This window comes from Stenotrophomonas sp. Ker107b (genome assembly GCF_053847245.1).
Genome location: NZ_JBSPHX010000002.1, coordinates 136,975 through 157,734, shown reverse-complemented (window position 1 = coordinate 157,734; position 20,760 = coordinate 136,975). Strand labels below are relative to the sequence as shown.

At 67.3% G+C, this 20,760-nt stretch carries 19 protein-coding genes; 13 read left to right on the top strand and 6 right to left on the bottom strand.

The features are described from left to right. The first annotated feature begins 34 nt into the window (after nt 1-34). The gene (locus tag ACWV8V_RS10740) at nt 35-190 is read left to right on the top strand and encodes a DUF1328 domain-containing protein (protein ID WP_019184873.1); all 156 of its coding nucleotides are present in this window, start codon (nt 35-37) and stop codon (nt 188-190) included. 81 nt (nt 191-271) lie between these two features. Here the strand turns inward: ACWV8V_RS10740 and ddlA are convergent, their stop codons facing one another. Further along, nucleotides 272-1,378, bottom strand: coding sequence for a D-alanine--D-alanine ligase (gene ddlA / locus ACWV8V_RS10735; RefSeq protein ID WP_455899718.1), 1,107 nt, complete (start codon nt 1,376-1,378; stop codon nt 272-274). A 162-nt stretch (nt 1,379-1,540) separates the two neighbouring features. Between ddlA and ACWV8V_RS10730 the strand changes: the two genes are divergently transcribed. The 3 genes from ACWV8V_RS10730 to ACWV8V_RS10720 are packed head-to-tail and all read left to right on the top strand — an operon-like array spanning nt 1,541 to nt 4,580. Next, nucleotides 1,541-2,182 carry a ubiquinone biosynthesis accessory factor UbiJ gene (locus tag ACWV8V_RS10730; RefSeq protein ID WP_259260578.1) on the top strand — a complete coding sequence of 214 codons (642 nt, stop codon included), beginning with the start codon at nt 1,541-1,543 and terminating at the stop codon, nt 2,180-2,182. Continuing rightward, on the top strand, nt 2,179-3,837 hold the full coding sequence (gene ubiB / locus ACWV8V_RS10725) for a ubiquinone biosynthesis regulatory protein kinase UbiB (protein ID WP_455899717.1): 1,659 nt from the start codon (nt 2,179-2,181) through the stop codon (nt 3,835-3,837). The genes ACWV8V_RS10730 and ubiB overlap by 4 nt, the downstream gene beginning before the upstream one ends. Further along, a complete protein-coding gene (locus ACWV8V_RS10720; protein WP_455899716.1) occupies nt 3,834-4,580 on the top strand; it encodes a pseudouridine synthase in 747 nt (248 codons plus the stop codon). Before ubiB ends, ACWV8V_RS10720 begins: the two co-directional genes overlap by 4 nt. Before the next feature lie 82 nt (nt 4,581-4,662). Here the strand turns inward: ACWV8V_RS10720 and ACWV8V_RS10715 are convergent, their stop codons facing one another. Further along, entirely contained in the window at nt 4,663-5,169 is a 507-nt protein-coding gene (locus ACWV8V_RS10715; RefSeq protein ID WP_259260784.1) for a DUF2059 domain-containing protein, read from the bottom strand. Nucleotides 5,170-5,347: 178 nt separating this feature from the next. On the opposite strand from ACWV8V_RS10715, the gene arfB reads away from it, so the two are divergent. The 3 genes from arfB to dcp all read left to right on the top strand — a co-directional run bounded on the left by arfB (nt 5,348) and on the right by dcp (nt 8,689). Further along, the gene (gene arfB, locus ACWV8V_RS10710) at nt 5,348-5,779 is read left to right on the top strand and encodes an alternative ribosome rescue aminoacyl-tRNA hydrolase ArfB (RefSeq protein ID WP_121044396.1); all 432 of its coding nucleotides are present in this window, start codon (nt 5,348-5,350) and stop codon (nt 5,777-5,779) included. A gap of 46 nt (nt 5,780-5,825) precedes the next feature. Continuing rightward, a complete protein-coding gene (locus ACWV8V_RS10705; protein WP_259260783.1) occupies nt 5,826-6,386 on the top strand; it encodes a lysophospholipid acyltransferase family protein in 561 nt (186 codons plus the stop codon). Nucleotides 6,387-6,532: 146 nt separating this feature from the next. After that, complete coding sequence (dcp, locus tag ACWV8V_RS10700; RefSeq protein ID WP_046272277.1) at nt 6,533-8,689, top strand: peptidyl-dipeptidase Dcp; 2,157 nt, start codon at nt 6,533-6,535, stop codon at nt 8,687-8,689. A gap of 241 nt (nt 8,690-8,930) precedes the next feature. Here dcp and ACWV8V_RS10695 read toward each other — a convergent pair whose 3' ends face one another. After that, nucleotides 8,931-9,380, bottom strand: coding sequence for a 3-dehydroquinate dehydratase (locus ACWV8V_RS10695; protein ID WP_455899715.1), 450 nt, complete (start codon nt 9,378-9,380; stop codon nt 8,931-8,933). A gap of 3 nt (nt 9,381-9,383) precedes the next feature. Further along, entirely contained in the window at nt 9,384-9,794 is a 411-nt protein-coding gene (locus tag ACWV8V_RS10690; protein ID WP_259260570.1) for a hypothetical protein, read from the bottom strand. Nucleotides 9,795-9,973: 179 nt separating this feature from the next. Between ACWV8V_RS10690 and lepB the strand changes: the two genes are divergently transcribed. After that, entirely contained in the window at nt 9,974-10,606 is a 633-nt protein-coding gene (gene lepB, locus ACWV8V_RS10685; protein WP_259260569.1) for a signal peptidase I, read from the top strand. A 132-nt stretch (nt 10,607-10,738) separates the two neighbouring features. Then, complete coding sequence (locus tag ACWV8V_RS10680) at nt 10,739-12,010, top strand: MFS transporter (RefSeq protein ID WP_455899714.1); 1,272 nt, start codon at nt 10,739-10,741, stop codon at nt 12,008-12,010. Here ACWV8V_RS10680 and ACWV8V_RS10675 read toward each other — a convergent pair. Continuing rightward, nucleotides 12,000-12,902, bottom strand: coding sequence for a LysR substrate-binding domain-containing protein (locus ACWV8V_RS10675; RefSeq protein WP_455899713.1), 903 nt, complete (start codon nt 12,900-12,902; stop codon nt 12,000-12,002). The two genes, ACWV8V_RS10680 and ACWV8V_RS10675, sit on opposite strands and share 11 nt — an antisense overlap. Nucleotides 12,903-12,912: 10 nt before the next feature. Then, nucleotides 12,913-13,878 (bottom strand): LysR family transcriptional regulator, encoded by a 966-nt coding sequence (locus ACWV8V_RS10670; RefSeq protein WP_123731081.1) that lies wholly within the window; start codon nt 13,876-13,878, stop codon nt 12,913-12,915. Nucleotides 13,879-13,986: 108 nt separating this feature from the next. Here ACWV8V_RS10670 and aceB point away from each other — a divergent pair, with 108 nt between their 5' ends. From aceB to ACWV8V_RS10650, 4 genes are all read left to right on the top strand, one after another. Continuing rightward, nucleotides 13,987-15,633: a malate synthase A gene (gene aceB, locus ACWV8V_RS10665; protein WP_455899712.1), complete on the top strand. Its 1,647-nt coding sequence runs from the start codon at nt 13,987-13,989 to the stop codon at nt 15,631-15,633. Nucleotides 15,634-15,685: 52 nt separating this feature from the next. Continuing rightward, nucleotides 15,686-16,978 carry an isocitrate lyase gene (aceA, locus tag ACWV8V_RS10660; RefSeq protein ID WP_159498903.1) on the top strand — a complete coding sequence of 431 codons (1,293 nt, stop codon included), beginning with the start codon at nt 15,686-15,688 and terminating at the stop codon, nt 16,976-16,978. A gap of 226 nt (nt 16,979-17,204) precedes the next feature. Continuing rightward, nucleotides 17,205-18,251 (top strand): GGDEF domain-containing protein, encoded by a 1,047-nt coding sequence (locus tag ACWV8V_RS10655; protein ID WP_346468030.1) that lies wholly within the window; start codon nt 17,205-17,207, stop codon nt 18,249-18,251. A gap of 13 nt (nt 18,252-18,264) precedes the next feature. Beyond that, nucleotides 18,265-20,757 carry a putative peptide modification system cyclase gene (locus tag ACWV8V_RS10650; RefSeq protein WP_455899711.1) on the top strand — a complete coding sequence of 831 codons (2,493 nt, stop codon included), beginning with the start codon at nt 18,265-18,267 and terminating at the stop codon, nt 20,755-20,757. The last annotated feature ends 3 nt before the right edge of the window (nt 20,758-20,760 follow it).

Here is a 20,760-nt window from a genome sequence, read left to right as displayed (position 1 = left end):
GCCAACTCCGGCACGCATCAACGCGAGGGTCGACATGCTGCATTACGCCGTCATCTTTTTTGTCATCGCCATCATCGCGGCGGTGCTTGGTTTCTCGGGCATTGCCGGCGCCGCCAGCAACGTCGCCTGGATCCTGTTCGTCGTTTTCCTGATCCTGGCTGTGGTTTCGATGTTCCGCAAGCGGACCTAGTGTCCGGCGCGTCCCGCGCCATCTCTCTCCGGCGTGGGACGCGCTGCGGAAATAACGACGGCCTGACATCGGCAACGGTGTTCAGGCCGTCGTTGCGATGGAGCTTTGAAGCTTGCGCTCGTGGGCATGCCGGTCCAGTGCCAGCTCCAGCAGCCGCGTGATCAGCGCGGTGTAATCCAGCCCACTGGCCGCCCACAGCTTCGGGTACATGCTGATGCGGGTGAAGCCGGGCAACGTGTTGATCTCGTTGATCACCACCTCACCAGCCGAGGTCAGGAACACATCCACGCGTGCCAGGCCGGCACACTCCAGTGCCTGGTAGGCCTGCACGGCGATCTCGCGGATACGGGACTGCTCCGCATCGGTGATGGCCGCCGGCACCACGATGTCGGCACCGGTCTCGCTGATGTATTTGGTGTCGTACGAATAGAAATCATCGTGCACGACCACCTCGCCACAGACGCTGGCTTCGGGGTGTTCGTTGCCGAGCACCGCGCACTCGATCTCGCGGCCGTCGATCGCCGCTTCCACCAGCGCCTTGTGATCGAACGACAGCGCCAGCGCGAGGGCGGTATGGAAGTCCGCCGCGTTGCGTACCTTGCTCACGCCCACCGAGGAGCCCTGGTTGGCCGGCTTCACGAACAGCGGCGTGCCCAGCGCGGCGACCAGCGCGGTGTAATCGGCCCGCGCCGCAGTGACCCGGTTGAAACAGGCGAACGGGGCCACTGCCAGCCCGGCATCGCGCAGCAGGCGCTTGGCCACGTCCTTGTCCATCGCCACTGCCGAGCCCAGCACGCCCGAGCCCACGAAGGGCAGGTTGGCCATGCGCAGCAGCCCCTGCAGCGAGCCGTCCTCGCCCAGCGTGCCGTGCACGATCGGGAACACCACGTCGATCTGCTCCAGTGCGGTGGCCGGATCGGTCGGGACGAGCTGCTGGCGCTCCAGGCCCGGCCGCACCGCCACCGCATTGCCCGATCGGTGCAGCGCGATCCGTGTCGGGTCGCTGGCATTGAGCAGGAACTCGCGCGGGTCGCTCAGGTGCCACTGGCCCTGCTTGTCGATGCCGATCAGGGTGACCTCGAAGCGGTCCTTGTCCAGCGCATCGAGGATGTTCTTCGCCGATTGCAGCGAGACCTCGTGCTCGGACGAACGGCCGCCGAAGATGATGCCTACCCGGGTCTTGCCCATGCCTGTTGCCGCTCCTGTCGCTGTGTTGGGGAGCCATAGCATGAACCGAGTCGGCGCCCGGGAAAATGCGTGTGCGATGTGGATGCGATGGACGCCGCCCGCGTGGCGGCGCGTGATGCCTGCGCACGCCCGCCGTTCAAGGGCACACGGTAGAATGCGGTGATGGCCCGTTCCCTGCTCTCTTCCCTCAAGCCGCTGGCTGGCAATGCGCTGCAGCTCACGCTCAACCGCGCGCTGGCGCTGGACCCGGACACCCGCAGCGCGCTGGCCGCGCTGGATGGCCGCCACATCGCCCTGACCCTGGAATCGCCTGCGTTGGCGATGCGGATCGGGGTGGACGGGGAGCGCCTCACGGTCGGCCCGGTCGATCCGCAGCAGGAGCCGGACCTGGCCGTGCGCAGCACGCTGGGCGGGGTGCTGGCCCAGCTGCCCTTCCTGGCCAATGCACGCCGTGGCGGTGATGCGCCGGCTGGGCGGGTCAAGGTCTCCGGCGATGCCGAGCTGGCCCGCCGCCTGCAGCAGCTGGCGACCCGTTTCGATCCGGACTGGCAGCAGCCGTTCGTGCGCGTGTTCGGCGAGGTGATGGGCGTGCAGATCGCCAACACCCTGCGCTCGGCACTGCAGCACGCGCGCCGCGGCGCGTCCGACCTGGCGCACAGCGCCGCTGAATTTGTCACCGAGGAGTCGCGCGACGTGGTACCCCGAGCAGAACTGGATGCCTTCCACGACGATGTGGACGTGATGCGCGACGACGTTGAACGCATGGCCGTGCGCGTGCAGCGCCTGCGGCAGGTGGGCCCATGAAGGCGATCTTCCGGGCGAGCCGCATCGGCCGCATCATCCTGCGTTACCGCCTCGACGATCTGCTCCAGGGCACCCCGGCCGAACGCTGGCTGCGCCTGGCCAAACCATTCGTGCCACGCGCCTCGGCCGACATCGCCGCACAGTCGCGCGGTGCGCGCCTGCGCCTGGCGCTGCAGGACCTGGGCCCGATCTTCGTCAAGTTCGGTCAGATCCTCTCCACCCGCCGTGACCTGATCCCGGCCGACGTCGCCAATGAACTCACCCTGCTGCAGGACCGCGTCAAGCCGTTCGACGGCGCCGCCGCGCAGGCCATCGTCGAGTGCGCGCTCGGCCGCCCGGTCAGCGAAGCGTTCGCCAGCTTCGATCTACAGCCGCTGGCCTCGGCCTCCATCGCGCAGGTGCACGCGGCCACGCTCGCCGATGGCCGCCAGGTGGTGGTCAAGGTGCTGCGCCCGGACATCGAAAAGCAGATCGACGCCGACATCGCACTGCTCAAATCGGCCGCCGCGCTGATCGAACGCGCGCACCCGCGCGCCGACAAGATCCGCCCGCGCGAAGTGGTCGCCGAAGTCGAAAACACCCTGGCCGCCGAACTGGATCTGCAGCGCGAAGGCGCCAATGCCAGCGTGCTGCGCCGCAACTGGATCGACTCGGACGATCTGTACGTACCGGAAGTGATCTGGAGCCATACCGCCGAGCGTGCGCTGACCCTGGAGCGTGTGTGGGGCATTCCGTCGGATGACATCGTCGCGCTGGACAAGGCCGGCATCGACCGCAAGGCGCTGGCCGCCAAGGGCGTGCGGGTGTTCTACACCCAGGTGTTCCGCGACAACTTCTTCCACGCCGATGCGCACGCCGGCAACATCTGGGTCGACACCGATCCGGCACGCCGCGACAACCCGCGCTTCATCGCGCTGGACTTCGGCATCATGGGCCAGCTGTCCGAAGAAGATCAGTACTACCTGGCCGAGAATTTCATGGCCATCTTCAACAAGGACTACCGGCGCATGGCTGCGCTGCATGTCGAGGCCGGCTGGATGCCCAACAACGTGCGCATCGATGAACTCGAAGCGGCCGCGCGTTCGGTGTGCGAGCCCTATTTCACCCGCCCCCTGTCGCAGATCTCGCTGGCCGAGGTGCTGATCAAGCTGTTCCGCGTGGCCCAGCGCTACGAGCTCACCCTGCAGCCGCAGCTGATCCTGCTGCAGAAGACCCTGCTCAACATCGAAGGGGTCGGCCGTCAGCTCGATCCGGAACTGGATATCTGGGCGGTCGCGCGGCCGGTGCTGGAACGCATCCTGCGCGAGCGTTACAGCCCACGCCGCGTACTCAAGGAAGTGCGCAAGCGCCTGCCTGAAATCATGACGCATACGCCGGACATGCCGCGCCTGGTCCACGCCTGGCTGCGCCAGCAGGTGGAAGGCGACCACGAGCTGTCGATGCGCTCACGCGATCTGGCCGCGCTGAATGTCAGCGTGCAGAAACTGCAGAAGCGCGCGGTGGCTGCGATCGCCGGCGTCGGCCTGATGATCGTCGCCGCGGTGCTGTACGGCCTGCAGCCGGGTGGCTGGTACTTCGGCGATGCCCCGGTGTGGAGCTGGGTGACCGGCGCGGCGGGCGTGTTCTCGCTGGCCAGTGCCTGGTGGCGCCGATGAGCGCGCTTGAGCTGCAGGCAGCGACCATCGCCGAGGCGCCGGCGGCGCTTCCGCCCCTGCAGCTGCTGCACCTGGACGACCAGCTCGCCGTGGTCAACAAGCCCGCCGGGCTGATGGTCCACGACAGCAAGCTTGCCCGGGGCGAAGACGACTTCCTCGCCGACCGCCTGCGCGAACAGCTCGGCAAGCCGATCTTCCTCGTCCATCGCCTGGACCGCGCCACCAGCGGCTGCCTGCTGCTCGCCTTTGATCGCGAAAGCGCCAGCGTGCTCGGCAAATCGCTGATGGGCGGCGACGTCACCAAGGATTACCTCGCGATCTGCCGCGGCTGGCCGGCCGACGAGGCCTTCACCGTCGACCACGACCTCGATGGCGGCCCCGGCAAACCGGTCAAGAAGCAGGCGATCACCCACTTCCAGCGCGTCGCCGTGGGCGAGATCGCGATCCCGATGGGCGAGTTCGACACCTCACGCTACGCCCTGCTGCGCTGCCAGCCGCAGACCGGCCGGTTCCGCCAGATCCGCCGCCACCTCAAGCATCTCTCGCATCACCTGATCGGCGACACCAGCCACGGCGACGGCCGCCACAACCGCAGCTTCCGCATGCAGGGCATCCACCGCATGCTCCTGCACGCCGAGCGCCTGCGCTTCCCGCATCCGGACGGCACGCCGATGGACATCAGCGCGCCGGTGGATGGCGAATTCCGCAAGGCGATGGATCTGTTCGACTGGGAAGTGCGCTGACCTGCCCGGCTTCCTCATCCATGGGAAACGAACAGCTGCGGTACGCGGACTTACACGTAACCCTCTGTAATTCTGAGCTCGATTACTTCTTCGCCGGCGCGGCCGCCGGCGTCGGCTCATTCACGATTGCCTCCAGGTCCTTCTGCAGATCCACGAACAGCGGCTGCATCTTGGCCTGGATCGCCACCATCACGTTCTGCATCAGCGCCGGCGTCTTGTCCAACAGGCTCTGCCCCGCCGAGCTTTCATAGAACTCCGCCATCGCCAGCACGTCTTCCTTGCTGAAGGTCTGCTTGTACAGATCCACGTACATCGGCCGCAGCTCCTTCCAGGACAGCGCCTGACGCACGGTCTGGTTGGTCCGCTGCTCGATCCGCTGCAACTGCGCCTGCTGCGTCGCATCCAGCTGCCGCTGCTGCGCCACCTGCTGGAACTGCTGGCGCTGCATCGCCTCGATCTGCGGCAGCATCGTGTCCAGCATGGTCTGCGCGCGCGAGGCGGCCAGCAGGCGGTTGATGTCGGCATCCGACGGCGGCGCGGCGATGGCCGGCGCGATCGCGCCCAGGCCCAGCGCCAGGGCGAATGTCATGCGGATCAGGCCACGGCGGGCCATCGGGCGGATCGGGAACATTGCGGAGCATCCTGCGTTGCGGGAAACCGGAGAATACCTGCGATGGCGTCATCAGACCGTAATTGAGGACGTTATCGGCGACATCCACGCACGTTGCAGTCACCCAGCCGGCGGTCCTCCCCTTACAATGCGGCCCATGGGCAACGGGCCAGTCACCATCAGCGCGCACCTGACGATTCCGGATACGGAACTCGTCGAGCGGTTCGTGCGCGCCAGCGGCGCCGGTGGCCAGAACGTCAACAAGGTCTCCACCGCCGTCGAACTGCGCTTCGACGTGGCCGGCTCGCCTTCGTTGCCCGAGCCGTTGCGCGCGCGCCTGCTGGCCCGCCGCGACCGGCGCATGACCGGCGAAGGCGTGCTGGTCATCGATGCACAGCGTTTCCGTACCCAGGACCGTAACCGCGAGGACGCGCGCGATCGACTGGCCGCCTTCATCCAGGCGGGGCTGAGCGTGCCCAAGGCACGCGTGGCCACCAAGCCGACCTACGGGTCGAAACTGCGTCGTCTGGACGCCAAAAAGGGGCGCGCGCAGATCAAGCGCGGGCGCACCACACGCAATTGGGAGTGATTGCTTGAACAACCGAAGTCCGTTGTTGCCGGTGGTTCCGCCGAACATGCCGCAGGTCAAACCGAACCGCTTCCTCCGCTGGCTGGCCCGCTGCACGCTGCGCCTGGGCGGTTGGAAAGTGACCGGCACCCTGCCCGATGTGCCCAAAGTGGTGTTCATCATCGCCCCGCATTCGTCCAACTGGGACGGCTTCTGGGGCATGGCGGCCAAGATCGCGCTGGGCATGCAGGTCAAGGTGTTGGGCAAGGCCTCGCTGTTCTGGTGGCCGCTGGGCCCGCTGCTGCGCAAGCTCGGCGTCATCCCGCTGGACCGCAGCTCGCCGCAGGGCACCGTGGAGCAGGCGGTCAGCCTGATCCGTGGCTCGGACCGCCTGTGGTACGCGATCACCCCGGAAGGCACGCGCAAGGCGGTGCAGCACTGGAAGGCCGGCTTCCTCAAAATCGCACGCATGGCCGATGTGCCGGTGCTGGCCGCGTACTTCCACTACCCGGAAAAGACCATCGGCATCGGCCCGTTGTTCCACCCCACCGGCAACGACGTGGCCGACATGGCCGCGATCCGCGAGTACTACCGCCCTTGGCAGGGCAAAACCCGCGGCACCGTCTGAGCGCCGCCGGGCGGGTCGGGCGGGGTAGCCCCCACGGCCCGCACAGCCACGCGCCACGACCGGCACATGCCGCCTGCGGGCTTTGGGAGTAGGGTGATCGGCTGCGGGATTTTCCGTCCCGCGCCCTCATCCAAGGAGCCCGTTTCATGTCGCGTACCGTAGTTTTGGCCGCTGCCATCAGCCTGGCGCTGGCGGCCTGTTCCGGCAAGGAGTCCACCCCCGTGACCGATACCCAGCCCGCCCCGACCCAGCAGCCGGCCGATGCGTCCGCCAACCCGCTGTTGAGCGCCAGCACGCTGCCGTTCCAGGCGCCGCCGTTCGACAAGATCAAGGACAGTGACTACCTGCCGGCCTTCAACGAAGGCATGAAGCAGCACCTGGCCGAAGTCCGCAAGATCGCCGACAACCCCGAGCCGGCCACCTTCGACAACACCATCGAAGCGCTGGAGCGCAGCGGCGAGACGCTGACCCGCGTGTCGCGCATCTTCTTCGGCCTGGTCCAGGCCGACACCAACGATGCACGCCAGAAGGTGCAGGAAGAAGTCGCCCCGAAGCTGGCCGAGCACCAGGACGAGATCAACCTCGACCCGAAGCTGTTCGCCCGCATCAAGACCATCTACGACCAGCGCGATGCGCTGGGCCTGGACCCGGTGCAGAAGCGCCTGGTCGAGCGTGATTACCAGGAGTTCGTGCGTGCCGGCGCGCAGTTGAACGATGCCGACAAGGCCTCGCTGCGCAAGCTCAACGTGGAAGAAACCACGCTGGCCACGCAGTTCCACACCCGTCTGGTGGCTGCGACCGCCGCCGGTGCCGTGGTCGTCGATGACAAGGCCAAGCTGGCCGGCCTGGATGAGGATGCGATCAACACCGCCGCCGCCGATGCCAAGGCCCGCAACCTCGATGGCAAGTACCTGCTGCCGCTGCAGAACACCACCCAGCAGCCGGTGCTCGGCTCGCTGAGCGACCGCGAGCAGCGCGCCGCCGTGCTCAAGGCGTCGGAAACCCGTGCCGAAAAGGGCGACGCCAACGACACCCGCGAGACCATCCAGCGCCTGGCCCAGCTGCGCGCGCAGAAGGCCAAGCTGCTCGGCTTCGAGAACTACGCCGCCTACAGCCTGGCCGATCAGATGGCCAAGACCCCGGCCGCCGCGCTCAAGCTGCTGACCGACACCGTGCCGGCCGCCACCGCAAAGGCGCGTGGTGAGATCAGCGAAATGCAGAAGGTGATCGATGCGCAGAAGGGCGGCTTCAAGCTCGCTGCCTCCGATTGGGACTTCTACGCCGAGCAGGTGCGCAAGGCGCAGTACGACCTGGACGAATCGCAGATCAAGCCGTACTTCGAGATGGACAACGTGCTGCAGAACGGCGTCTTCTACGCCGCCACGCAGCTGTACGGCATCACCTTCAAGCCGCGTACCGACATCCCCACCTACCACCCGGACATGAAGGTCTACGAAGTGTTCGACAAGGACGGCACCTCGCTGGCCCTGTTCTACACCGACTACTTCAAGCGTGACAGCAAGTCCGGCGGCGCCTGGATGGATGTGTTCGTCGAACAGGACGGCCTGACCGGTGCCAAGCCGGTGGTCTACAACGTGTGCAACTTCACCAAGCCCGCCGCTGGCCAGCCCGCGCTGCTGAGCTTCGATGACGTGACCACGATGTTCCATGAGTTCGGCCATGCGCTGCACGGCATGTTCTCGAAGGTGAAGTACCCGTCCATCGCCGGTACCAGCACCTCGCGTGACTTCGTCGAGTTCCCCTCGCAGTTCAACGAGCATTGGGCGCTGGACCCGAAGGTCTTCGCCAACTACGCCAAGAACTACAAGACCGGCGAGCCGATGCCGCAGGCGCTGGTCGACAAGATCCTCAAGGCCCGTACCTTCAACCAGGGCTATGCGACCACCGAGTATCTCTCGGCCGCCCTGCTCGACTTGGCCTGGCACACCCAGCCGGCCGACGCCAAGCTGCAGGACGTCGCGCCGTTTGAAGCGGCCGCGCTGAAGAAGTTCAAGGTCGACCTGCCGCAGGTGCCGCCGCGCTACCGCACCAGCTACTTCGATCACATCTGGGGTGGCGGGTATTCGTCCGGTTACTACGCCTACTTCTGGGCCGAAGTGCTGGACCATGACGCCTTCGAGTGGTTCAAGGAGAACGGTGGCCTGACCCCGGAGAACGGCCAGGTGTTCCGCGACAAGATCCTCTCGCGCGGCAACAGCGTGGAGCTGGCCGATCTGTACCGCGAGTTCCGCGGCAAGGATCCGTCGGTGGAACCGCTGCTGGTCAATCGTGGTTTGAAGTAATCGCGGCATCGCGGTAGATACCGACCGTTGGTCGGTACGCCTGCCACTGGCACACGCTGAAACGAAAACGGCAGGGGAAACCCTGCCGTTTTTTTGGGTTGCTGCTCCGCTGGGCCGGGCGCTGGGCGCCTATGCCCTTTCCGGCGAATGTCCTCCGGCGTCGGCCTGCGGCCGCCCCCTCCCCCTTTATTTCGCCTCCAAGGGCATAGGCGCCCAGCGCCCGCCCCACCGACCCCGCGCATCACGTCCCCACGTGCACGCCCTCGGCGATCTCACTGCACCCCAGGTGATCCAGCGCGATCTCCAGCGCGTGCATGTAACTCTGCGCGCAGTACCCGCGCGCCACGCCGATGCGCTGACCCGCATCCGCCGGCAGGCATGCCTCCGGGGCGCGCGCATCGTCGTCGTGCACTTCCACGTAGGCGTTGTGCAGATGCGGCAGCAGGCGCTGCAGGCGCGCGCTGTCCACGCACGCACCCGGATCGAGCAGGGTGACTTCGCCTCGGCTGTGATCGGCCACGCGCAGGGCATCCAGCAGTTCCTGCTCCGAGCCACAGGCGCGGATCGCCACCGTGGTGCCCGCATCGATCGCGCGATGCACCAGGGATTTCAGAACGAGTGCCGGTAGCGGCTGCGCGGTACGGATCAGTTGCCCGGCCGCTTCCGGCCCCCGGATGATGAAGATCGACATGGCTCAGCCCTCCACGGCCTGCAGGCGATGGGCGGCGATCGCCAACGACAGGCGGCAGGCATCCTGGCGGCCGCTGCTGCAGACGACCCGCGCGGCCGGGGCATGCTGCGGATGCAGGTGCTCGTCCAGCGCGTCGTCGTCGTTGCTGGCCATCTCGATGTACGGCACCGGCAGGTCCTCCAGCGCGGTGCGCAGTGCCTGGCCGTAGCGCGCCCACTGCGGCGCATCGACCGCCGCGGTGGCGATCAGGACCAGCGCCGGGCGGCTGCGCTGGGCACGCTGCAGGCAGCGCACCAGCGCCGGCAGGGAGTCGCAGTCGCGGCAGGCCAGGCGGTGCCCGGCGACCCGCGCAGGCAGCGGCGACGCGTCCGGCACGGCGTTCGACGGTGTGTGCCGGATCAGCAGGATGGTCATGGAACGTCTCTTCGAAGCGCCCTGCGGCGCGGTGTCGCCACGATGCGGCCGCGCCCCGTAAAACCGCGATGCCGACCGGGCGGCCCCTGCGTAAACAGTGCGTAGCTTTTTCAGCGGGGGGGCAGGGAACTTGCCCGCCGTCCATCCGGTCACAGCCACACACTTCCTGGAGCGCCCGTATGGACACCCCCGCCGCCGCCTCTGCCCCCACCGACCATCGCCTGCTGCGCTGGCTGAAGAAGGAAGCCCTGCCGTTGCTGGTGATGCTCGGCCTGCTCGCTGCGGCGCGCGACACCTTGGCCAATCACTACCAGGTGCCCAGCGGCTCGATGCAGCACACGCTGATGCCGGGCGACCGGGTGGTGGTGGACATGCGTGCCTACGGCGTGCGCCTGCCGTTCACCTCGATGGAGTTGCTGCACACCGGCCAGCCGCAGCGCGGTGACGTGGCGGTGTTCGATTCACCGCAGGACGGCACCCGGCTGATCAAGCGCATCGCGGCGGTCGGGGGGGATCGGGTCGAGCTGCACGACGGTCACCTGAGCATCAACGGCCATCCGCTGGCTCACGCCGGGGTGGGTGAGATCGAAGACTTCGGTCAGCATCTGGCGCAGCTGGATCTGGGCCAGGGCGGTGGTCCGGACATCACCGGCCTGACCGTGCCCGCCGGGCAGGTGCTGATGCTCGGCGACCACCGCGGCAACAGTGCCGACGGCCGCTTCTTCGGCCTGGTCCAGGCCAGCGCGCTGTACGGCAAGGCCTCGCATGTGTACTACCGGCGCGGCGAAGGCCTGACCTGGCAGGCGCTGTAACCGCGCCCGCGATCTGAATCGATATCTGCAACGTCTCGATTCAGACCTATCAGGTTATGGATCGACCTGTCCGCGCTGCCTATCCTGAGCGCTGACTCCTCGCTCCGGCCCGTCTACGCGGGCCTTACCGGCATGAATGGCGACACCGCAGCGGTCCCCGATCGCAGCTCCCCGGCCACCGCAGCGGCGGCTGGCGACCAGATCCAGCAGGGCACCCCGGCCTTCCGGCGCACGGCGGCCGCGCTGTTCCTGGCCGGCTTTTCCACCTTCGGGCTGCTCTACACGGTGCAGCCGCTGCTGCCGGAATTCAGTCGCCACTTCGGCGTCTCCGCAGCCAACAGTGCGCTGACCCTGTCGCTGAGCACCGGTCTGCTCGCGGTCTCCATGCTGATCGCGGGATTGATCTCCGACCGCATCGGGCGCCGCAGCGTGATGGTCGCCGCGCTGCTGGCGTCCAGCGTGTTGTCCGTCGCCACCGCGATGGTGGATGACTGGACCACGCTGCTGGTGCTGCGCACGCTGCTCGGCATCGCGCTCAGTGGTGTACCGGCGGTGGGCATGACCTACCTCGCCGAAGAAATGGACAGCCGCGCGCTGGGCCTGGCGATGGGCCTGTACATCGGCGGCAATGCGATCGGCGGCATGAGCGGTCGTCTCATCGCGGGCATCGTGGCCGACCATTGGGGCTGGCGCTGGGGCATTGGCGTGGTCTCGTTGATCGCGCTGCTCAGTACCGTGCTGCTGTGGATCCAGCTGCCGCCGTCACGCCACTTCCAGAGCCGTCGCGGGGGACTGCGCGAACTGCCTTCGCGCTGGCGCAGCCTGTTCGGCGATCCGGGCTTGCCGTGGCTGTTCGCCACCGCCTTCGTGTTGATGGGTGTGTTCGTCACCCTCTACAACTATCTCGGCTTCCACCTGCTGGCGCCTCCGTATGGCCTCAGCCAGACCGTGGTCGGCCTGATCTTCAGCGTGTACCTGGTCGGCACCTTCAGCTCGGCGTGGATGGGGCAGCAGGCCAATCGCCATGGCCGCAGCCGCGTGCTGGCGATCTGCTACGGACTGATCGCGCTGGGCATCGTGCTGCTCGCGATGCCGTGGCTGGGCTGCATGGCGGCCGGCATCGCGCTGGTGACGTTCGGCTTCTTCGGCGGCCACTCGGTGGCCAGCAGCTGGGTCGGCAGCCGCGCCGGTGCGATGCGCGCCGAAGCGTCCGCGCTGTATCTGTTCGCTTACTACCTGGGCTCCAGCGTGGCCGGCGTGCTCGGCGGTGTGTTCTACACGCAGTGGGACTGGCTGGGCGTGTGCAGTTTCGTCGGCGTACTGACCGTGGCCGGTGGCGTGATCGCCTGGCGTCTGGGCCAGCGCGTGCAACCGGCCACCGCCGCGCTCGCGCTCAGCCGCTGACGCCCTGCAGCAGCCGGGTGAAGTGACCGATCAGCGGCGACGCTGTGCCGCGGCGGCAAGCCACGTGCACTTCCGAACTGGCCGCACGATCACTGAGTGCGACGAAGCGCGCACCGTCCACCTGGATATGGCTGCACGAGGCGGGCAGTACCGTCACGCCCAATCCCGAGGCCGCCAGGCTGATCAACGTCGAAGCTTCCCCGGCTTCCTGCACGATGCGCGGCGTGAAGCCGGCGCCCCGGCACAACGCGATGAAGTGATCGTGGATGCCCGCACCCACCTCGCGCAGGAAACCGACGAACGGCTCATGCGCGAACAGGCGCAGCGCCACCGCTGCATCGGCGGGCAGATCACGCACCAGCGGATGCTGGTCGTGCACCACCAGCGCCAGCGGATCACTGAACAATATGCGCGACATCAGCGGCGCGGGCAGGGCACGTTTGCGGATCAACCCGACATCCAGTTCGCCGGCCATCAGCGCATCGATCTGCTGCAGGGTGTTCATCTCGCGCAGCTTCAACTGCACCTGCGGAAACTGCTGGCGGTAGGTGAAGATCGCGCGCGGGATCTGCGTGGACAGCGGGGTGGCCCGGGTCAGCCCGATGCGCAGCTCACCGGTTTCCCCGCGCTGCGCGCGCTGGGTCAGATCGATCGCGGTCTCCACCCGCGCCAGCACGTCGCGCGCCTGCTCCTGCAGCACGCGCCCGGCGTCGGTCAGTTCCACCCGGCGGTTCGCGCGCAGGAACAACCGCGCGCCGAGCAGTGTTTCCAGCTGACGGATCTGCTGGCTGAGCGGCGGCTGCGACATCCCCAGCCGCTCGGCCGCGCGACCGAAGTGCAGCGTCTCGGCGACGGCCAGGAAGTAGCGCAGGTGGCGGAGTTCGATGGACATGGGGCGTGCGTCAGCGCTCGGAATGACCACTCTCATCATAGCTGCGCGGGCTGAACAGGTCCGGCTGGATCAGCTCGATGAACGCCCTTGCCTGCGCTGACAGAAACCGCCCGCGGCGCACGATCACGCCATAACTGCGCTCCGGGAACCACGCACCCATCGAGCGCGTCACCAGCTTCTCGCGGTCGGCATCGTGCAGGCAGAGCGCCGGCACGATCGAGATGCCCATGCCCATCGCCACGTACTGCTTGATCACTTCCCAGCCGCCCACCTCCAGCGCGACGGTGTAGGGCAGCCGATGCCGCTGGAACACCTGGTCCACCAGCCGGTAGGTGATCTGGCGTTTGGGCGGCAGCACCAGCGGGTACTGCGAGATCGCCTCCAGGCTCAGTTCGCCGTGCGCCAGCGGGTGCTCGGGCGGGGCGATCAGCACCTGCTCGAAGCGGTAGGCCGGGGCGTAGCTGAGGTCGGCCGGCACGTCGGTCATCGAGCCCACCGCCAGGTCCGCCGCATCGCTGCGCAGCAGGTCGGTGCCGTCGGCGCTGATCGCGTTGTGCAGGGTCAGGCGGACATCGGGATGGCGCTGGCGGAAGCGCTCCACGATGCGCGGCAGCAGGTACAGGATGGTCGAGCTGTTGGCCGCGATGTTGAGCTCGCCCGCGTCCAGCCCCTTCACCTTGTCGCGGAAGCTGGCCTCCAACCCGTCCAGGTTCTCCACCAGCGGCAGCGCCATCTCATACAGCAGCTGGCCTTCACGGCTGGGCACCAGGCGTCGCCCGCTGCGCTCGAACAGATTGACCCCGAGTTCGCGCTCCAGGGCCTGCAACTGCTGGCTGATGGCCGGCTGGCTGACGAACAAAGCCTCAGCTGCCCGTGAGACTGAGCCCAGGCGGACCGTCTGGCAGAACGCCCGCAGCGGCTTGAGCCGATCGGATTTGTAGGAAAACCGGGGGCTTGGCGTGCGCGGCGTGGTCATGGCGTCATGAGTATAAGCTGGTCTTATGTAAGCCATTGCAATAACTGCTTTGTCAAATATCGGCGCGGCGGCGCACGGTGGAGCTCAACCGCACCGCAGGAGTCCGCCATGTCCGCCGTCGCTTACGCCACCGCCCAGCCCACCCCCGCCGATGCACCGGCCACCCCCGGCATCGCCCTCACCACCCAGCTGGCCGGCCAGTCCGCGCTGCTGCCGGCGGGGGTACTGGCGCTGCTGGTGTCGCTGCACCGTGCGGTGGAGCCGGAGCGCCAGCGCCGGCTGCAGGCACGGGTGACGCGCCAGGCGTTCTTCGATGGCGGCGGCCTGCCGGACTTCCGAGCCGATACCGCCGAGATCCGCGCCAGCGACTGGCACGTCGCCCCGCTGCCGGAGGCGCTGCAGGACCGCCGGGTGGAGATCACCGGCCCGACCGACCCGAAGATGGTCATCAACGCGCTGAACTCCGGCGCCAAGGTGTTCATGGCCGACTTCGAGGATTCCACCGCCCCGGCCTGGCGCAACCTGCTGGCCGGCCAGCAGGCGCTGATCGGCGCGGTGCGCGGCGATCTGACCTACACCGGCCCGTCCGCGGATGGGAAGCCGGGCAAGCAGTACACGCTGCGTCCGTTCAACGAGCAGGCCGTGCTGATCGTCCGCCCGCGGGGCTGGCACCTGGATGAGAAGCACGTGCGCATCGATGGCCAGCCGATCGCCGGTGGCCTGTTCGATGCGGCGGTGTTCGCCTTCCACAATGCCCGCACCCTGATGTGCAAGCAGCGTGGCCCGTACTTCTACCTGCCCAAGCTGCAGAGCATGGAAGAGGCGGCGCTGTGGGAGACCGCCCTGTCGCACATCGAGGGCATGCTCGGCCTGCCGCACGGCCAGATCAAGGTCACGGTGCTGGTCGAAACGCTGCCGGCAGTGTTCGAGATGGACGAGATCCTGCACGCGCTGCGCGACCGCATCGTCGGTCTGAACTGTGGCCGCTGGGATTACATTTTTTCCTACATCAAGACCTTCCGCCGCCACGCCGACAAGGTGCTGCCCGAGCGCGGCCAGGTGACGATGACCCAGCCGTTCCTGAAGGCGTACTCCGAACTGCTGATCCGTACTTGCCACCGCCGTGGCGCGCATGCGATGGGGGGCATGGCCGCGCAGATTCCGATCAACCACGACGCGGCCGCCAACGAGCAGGCGATGGCGCGGGTGCGGGCGGACAAGCTGCGCGAAGTCACCGCCGGCCATGACGGCACCTGGGTCGCCCACCCCGCGCTGATCCCGGTCGCGCGGGCGATCTTCGACGAACACATGCCCGGGCCGAACCAGCACCGCGTGCTGCGCAACGATGTGCAGGTGGGCCGCGATGATCTGATCGCCGCGCCCACCGGCACCATCACCCGCGCCGGTTTCGAGGGCAACGTCGAGGTCTGTGTGCGCTACCTGGCCGCCTGGCTGGACGGCAACGGCTGCGTGCCGATCCACCACCTGATGGAAGACGCGGCCACCGCCGAGATCAGCCGCAGCCAGCTGTGGCAGTGGCTGCATACCCCCGGCCAGCACCTGGACGACGGCACCGCCATCGACCTGGCCCTGCTCGACGCCACCCTGGCCCAACTGCCGGCGCGGCTGGGTGACACCACCGCGCTGCCGGGCAGCGCCCGCATCCCCGAGTCCATCGCGCTGCTGGCCGAACTCAGCCGCCGCGAAGCGCTCACCGACTTCCTGACCCTGCCGGCCTACGACCGCCTCGACTGACCACCCGCCATCCACCTGCTGTTACCGCATCCGTTCCCTTTGGAGATTCGACATGAGCACCCTGCAGACCGCCGAACAGATCCAGCACGCTTGGAACACCGACCCGCGCTGGGCCGGGATCACCCGCAACTACACCGCCGCCGATGTGGTGCGCCTGCGTGGCACCGTGCACGTGGAGCACTCGCTGGCGCGGCTGGGCGCGGAGAAGCTGTGGACGTACCTGCAGGAAAAGGATTTCGTCAACGCGCTCGGCGCGCTGACCGGCAACCAGGCCATGCAGCAGGTCAAGGCCGGCTTGAACGCGATCTACCTGTCCGGCTGGCAGGTCGCCGCCGATGCCAACCTGGCCGGGCAGATGTACCCGGACCAGTCGCTGTACCCGGCCGATTCGGTGCCGGCGGTGGTCAAGCGCATCAACAACACCCTGCTGCGTGCCGATCAGCTGCACCATGCTGAAGGCAAGGATGACATCGACTTCCTGCAGCCGATCGTGGCCGATGCCGAAGCCGGTTTCGGCGGCGTGCTCAACGCCTTCGAACTGATGAAGGCGATGATCGAGGCCGGCGCGGCGGGCGTGCACTTCGAGGACCAGCTGGCCTCGGTCAAGAAGTGCGGGCACATGGGCGGCAAGGTGCTGGTGCCGACCCGCGAGGCGATCGAGAAGCTCAACGCCGCGCGCCTGGCCGCCGACGTGATGGGCGTACCGACCCTGCTGGTGGCGCGTACCGATGCCGAGGCCGCCGACCTGCTGACCAGCGATGTGGATGGCAACGACCAGCCGTTCACCACCGGCGAACGCACCGTGGAAGGCTTCTACAAGACCCGCAACGGCCTGGACCAGGCGATCAGCCGCGGCCTGGCCTATGCGCCCTACGCCGACCTGATCTGGTGCGAGACCGGCAAGCCGGACCTGGAGTTCGCCCGCAAGTTCGCCGAGGCGATCCATGCGAAGTTCCCCGGCAAGCTGCTGGCCTACAACTGCTCGCCCAGCTTCAACTGGAAGAAGAACCTGGACGACGCCACCATCGCGACCTTCCAGAAGGAGATCGCCACCTACGGCTACAAGTTCCAGTTCATCACCCTGGCCGGCTTCCACGCCCTGAACTACTCGATGTTCAACCTGGCCCACGGTTACGCCCGCCGCCAGATGAGCGCCTTCGTGGAGCTGCAGGAGGCCGAGTTCGCCGCCGCCGACCGGGGCTTCACCGCGGTCAAGCACCAGCGCGAAGTCGGCACGGGGTACTTCGACGCGGTGACCCAGGCGATCCAGCAGGGCCAGTCCTCGACCACCGCCCTGAGCGGGTCCACCGAGGAAGAGCAGTTCAACGCCGAACGGGCGGCCTGACCCCGTCCGGGCAGGGGGGCCAGGGAGGGCCAGCAGGCGGCCAGTCGGGGGACTGGCCGCCCTTTTCGGGTGCCGCAGCCCAGTCTTCACGGGGTCGAAGGCGGCAGAACGTGCACCGTTTCACGATTTTGGGGCGTAATAGTCGGAAATGGGATAGGGCGCACAGTTTTGAGGAGTGCTATCCTCCATCGCTCACCAGGGGGCGCTGGAAAGCGGGTGTTCGGAAATGACCGGCAAGGGTGCGGCGGCGATCATGTGCGAACGAGAAACAGACATCGACCGAAAGGCGATGGCTGAGATCGTGCACGCCATCCTGAGCAGCGGCGAGTCCGCATTGTTCTCCGAGTTCGGCCGCCAGCGCAAGCTGGACGAAGGCACGCACCTGTTCCACCGCGGCCATGCCGGCAGCACGATGTACGTCATCGTCAGCGGCTGCATCGAACTGGATTTCGGCGAAGACCTGGTGGTCAAGTCGCTGGGCCCCAATGAGTTCTTCGGCGAGCTGGGTCTGCTGATCGGCGACCACCAGCGCAGTGCCGGTGCACGTGCCGTCGAAGACAGCGTCGTGCTGGAACTGGACCACGATGATTTCCAGCGCCTGGTCGACCGCGATCCCAGCCTGCTCGCCTATTTCCTGCGCCGCACGATCATGCGCGTGGTGGGCAACGAACAGGTGCTGATCCGCCAGCTGCGCCGCCGCAACCACGATCTCGAAACCGCGCTGGACAATCTCTACGTCACCACCCACCAGCTCACCCACACCCGTGAGCTGGTGCGCACCGACGAGCTGACCGGCCTGCACAACCGGCGTGGCCTGGCGCTGTACCTGCAGGAATGCCGCGCGCAGGAAGACAGCGCGCCGCAGGGCCTGCTGCTGATCGACTGCGACCACTTCAAGCAGGTCAATGACGTGCACGGCCATCAGGCCGGCGACCGCGTGCTGCAGAGCGTGGCCAACATCCTGCGCTCGGTCACCACCGAGCTGGACATCGCCTGCCGCCTGGGCGGCGACGAGTTCTGCCTGCTGCTGCGCCACGTCAACCCGGACAGCCTGCAGCACGCGGCCGAGTTCATCCTCAGCGCCGTGCACGGCCTGATGGGGCGCGCGCAGGGCGTGCCGCACCTGTGCCCGGTCAGCATCGGCGTGTGCCTGATCGACCCCCGTACCGACTGGAGCGAGTGGTACGCTCGCGCCGACAACGCGCTGTACCAGGCCAAACGGCTGGGCGGCAACCGATTGCACTGGTCGCGATCAGCGACCGCCACACCCTGATCGGGAGATCGGCATGAACGGCGACAACGGAACGTCGACCCAGGCCCCGCAGATGCGGGCGCTGTTGTTCACCGATCTGTGCGACTCGCTGATCCTGGTGGAGCGCATCGGTGATGCGGCGGCGGCTGAGCTGTTCCAGGAGCATGACCGGCTGGTGCTGGCGTTGCAGCAGCAGTGGAACGGGCACCAGATCGATCGTTCGGACGGGCTGTTTCTGTTGTTCGAGCGGCCCATCGATGCGCTCGGATTCGCCCTGGATTACCACGCTGGCCTGGGTGCACTGGGTCGATCGCTGCAGCACCCCATCCGCGCACGCGCGGGCCTGCATGTCGGTGAGGTCATCCTGTGGGACAACAGCGCCGAAGCGATCGCGCTGGGCTCCAAGCCGGTGGAAGTGGAAGGGCTGGCAAAGCCGATGGCGGCGCGGCTCATGCAGCTGGCACGGCCCGGGCAGATTCTCGTGTCGGCGACGGCTGAGTCGATGGTCCGGCGTGCCGGCGTTGCGTTGCGCGATAAAAACAACGGACTGAAATGGACTTCGTTCGGACGCTGGCGATTCAAGGGCGTGGCGCAGCCGATGGACGTGTTCGGAGTGATGTCATCGGACATGCCATCCAGCGGTCGCCCCCGGGCGACGTCGAAGGCCGCCCGCGACCTGCCTTTCTGGCGCCAGCCAACGGCCATGGTGGCGGAAGCCACGTTGGCCGTCGCGCTGCTGGTGGGGGCCTGGATGATGACGCGGTCGCAGCCGGCAATCGCCTTCGCTGAGCGTGACTGGGTGGTGCTGTCGGATGTCACCAACCAGACCGGCGAGCCCATTTTCGATGACTCGCTGCGTCAGGCCATGCTGCTGGGCCTGGAACAGTCGAAGTACGTCAACGTACTGTCCGACGGCAAGGTCCGCGAAAGCCTCGAACTGGCACGCGATCCCGTGGATGCCGTGCTGGATCGATCGCGCGCGGTGGACGTGGCGGTACGCGAAGGTGCCCGCGCGGTCCTGGTACCGAAGGTCATCCCGCGGCGTGGTGGATACGAGGTGCAGATCTCGCTGATCGACCCTGGCAAGGACGTGGTGATCCAGACGTACACGGCCCTGGCGTCCGGGACCGGCAACGCGGTGGAGGCGGTCGACAAGGTGATCGGCGAACTGAGAGCTGGACTAGGCGAATCCGTCGCAGGTCTGCAGCGGTCCATGCCGCTGCCCAGTGCCTCAACCGCCAGTCTGCGCGCCCTGCGCTCGTATGCGCTGGCCGAGACGGCACTGGGCGAGCGCCGTTTCAATGACGCGCGCAATCTGTATCAGACCGCGTTGGAGATCGATCCGGCGTTCGCGCTGGCCTATATCGGCCTGGCCAAATCGTTCGCGCGTACCGCCGATCGCAGCAGTGCGCGCGAGCAGCTGGAAAAAGCGCTGGCGTTGAAGGGGCGGCTGCCGCACCGCGAGCAGCTGTACCTGAAAGGCTGGCAGGCGGAGCTGGAGCCGGACGGGTGGCCGGTCGAGCAGTGGCGGGTACTCGCCGGGGTGTACCCGGATTTCTATGCCGGTCCTTCCAACACGTCCTGGTATCTGATCCAGGACAACCGCTTCCAGGAGGCAGAGCCCTTCGCCCGTGCGGCGTCCGTTCCCCAGGACTACCTGCGCATCTACCCCATGGTGCACCTCGCCCGCATCCAGCTGGCCCGCAACCAGTTCCATGAGGCGCAGAACACCCTGCAGCAGGCGCGTACGCTCCGCCGCGACGGTATCGACGACACCCAGGTGGATGTTCTGGTCGGCCTGCGCCGGTATGCAGAAGCCAGGCGCCTGGTGGAGCGCATGGGTAAAGGCGAGGACGCCCTGCAGGACCTGATGCATCTTCGAGCAAAGGTGCTGCTCGCCGCCGACCAGGGAGACTGCGACGCCATGCGTTCGGCCGTGCGCCAGGATGCCGCGAAACCGGGCCTGGCGGATTACCAGATTCATCAGAAGCTGGTGCATGCCACCGTCGAGACGCTGTGCGGGGGGGCCAACAAAGGCACCTTGTCTGCGACCGCAACGCAGCTGATTCCCATGTTGAAAGAGCGCGATCATCCCAACATCGCCGACCGCAGCCTGCAGTTGCTGGCGCTGGTCTACCTTGCGCAACGCCAGGGCCAGCATCCGTTGGCCGACACACTTTTGCGCGACAACGCGGCGCTGCTGGAACGCCAGCACAGCCCGGTGGTCGCCAAGTGGCGGCGCATCGTGTCCTCCAATGCACTGCTGATCGATGGCAAGGCCGATGCGGCGGTAGAAATGCTGCAGCCGCTGCTGGACGGGTCCGAGCCGGTGCAGGCGCATGTCGTGCTGCTGCAGGCCAGGAGGGCCCAGCAGGATGGGGCGGGCGTCCTGCAAGAGCAGCAATGGCTGGCCACGCATCGTGGGCAAGCCATTGCCGAGGTGGCGGCGATCCAGGTCTGGCAGCCGTTGAACGCGCATGACGTGGCCACCTGGTCCGTGCCGGTCAACGCGACCGGCATGCAGTGAGGC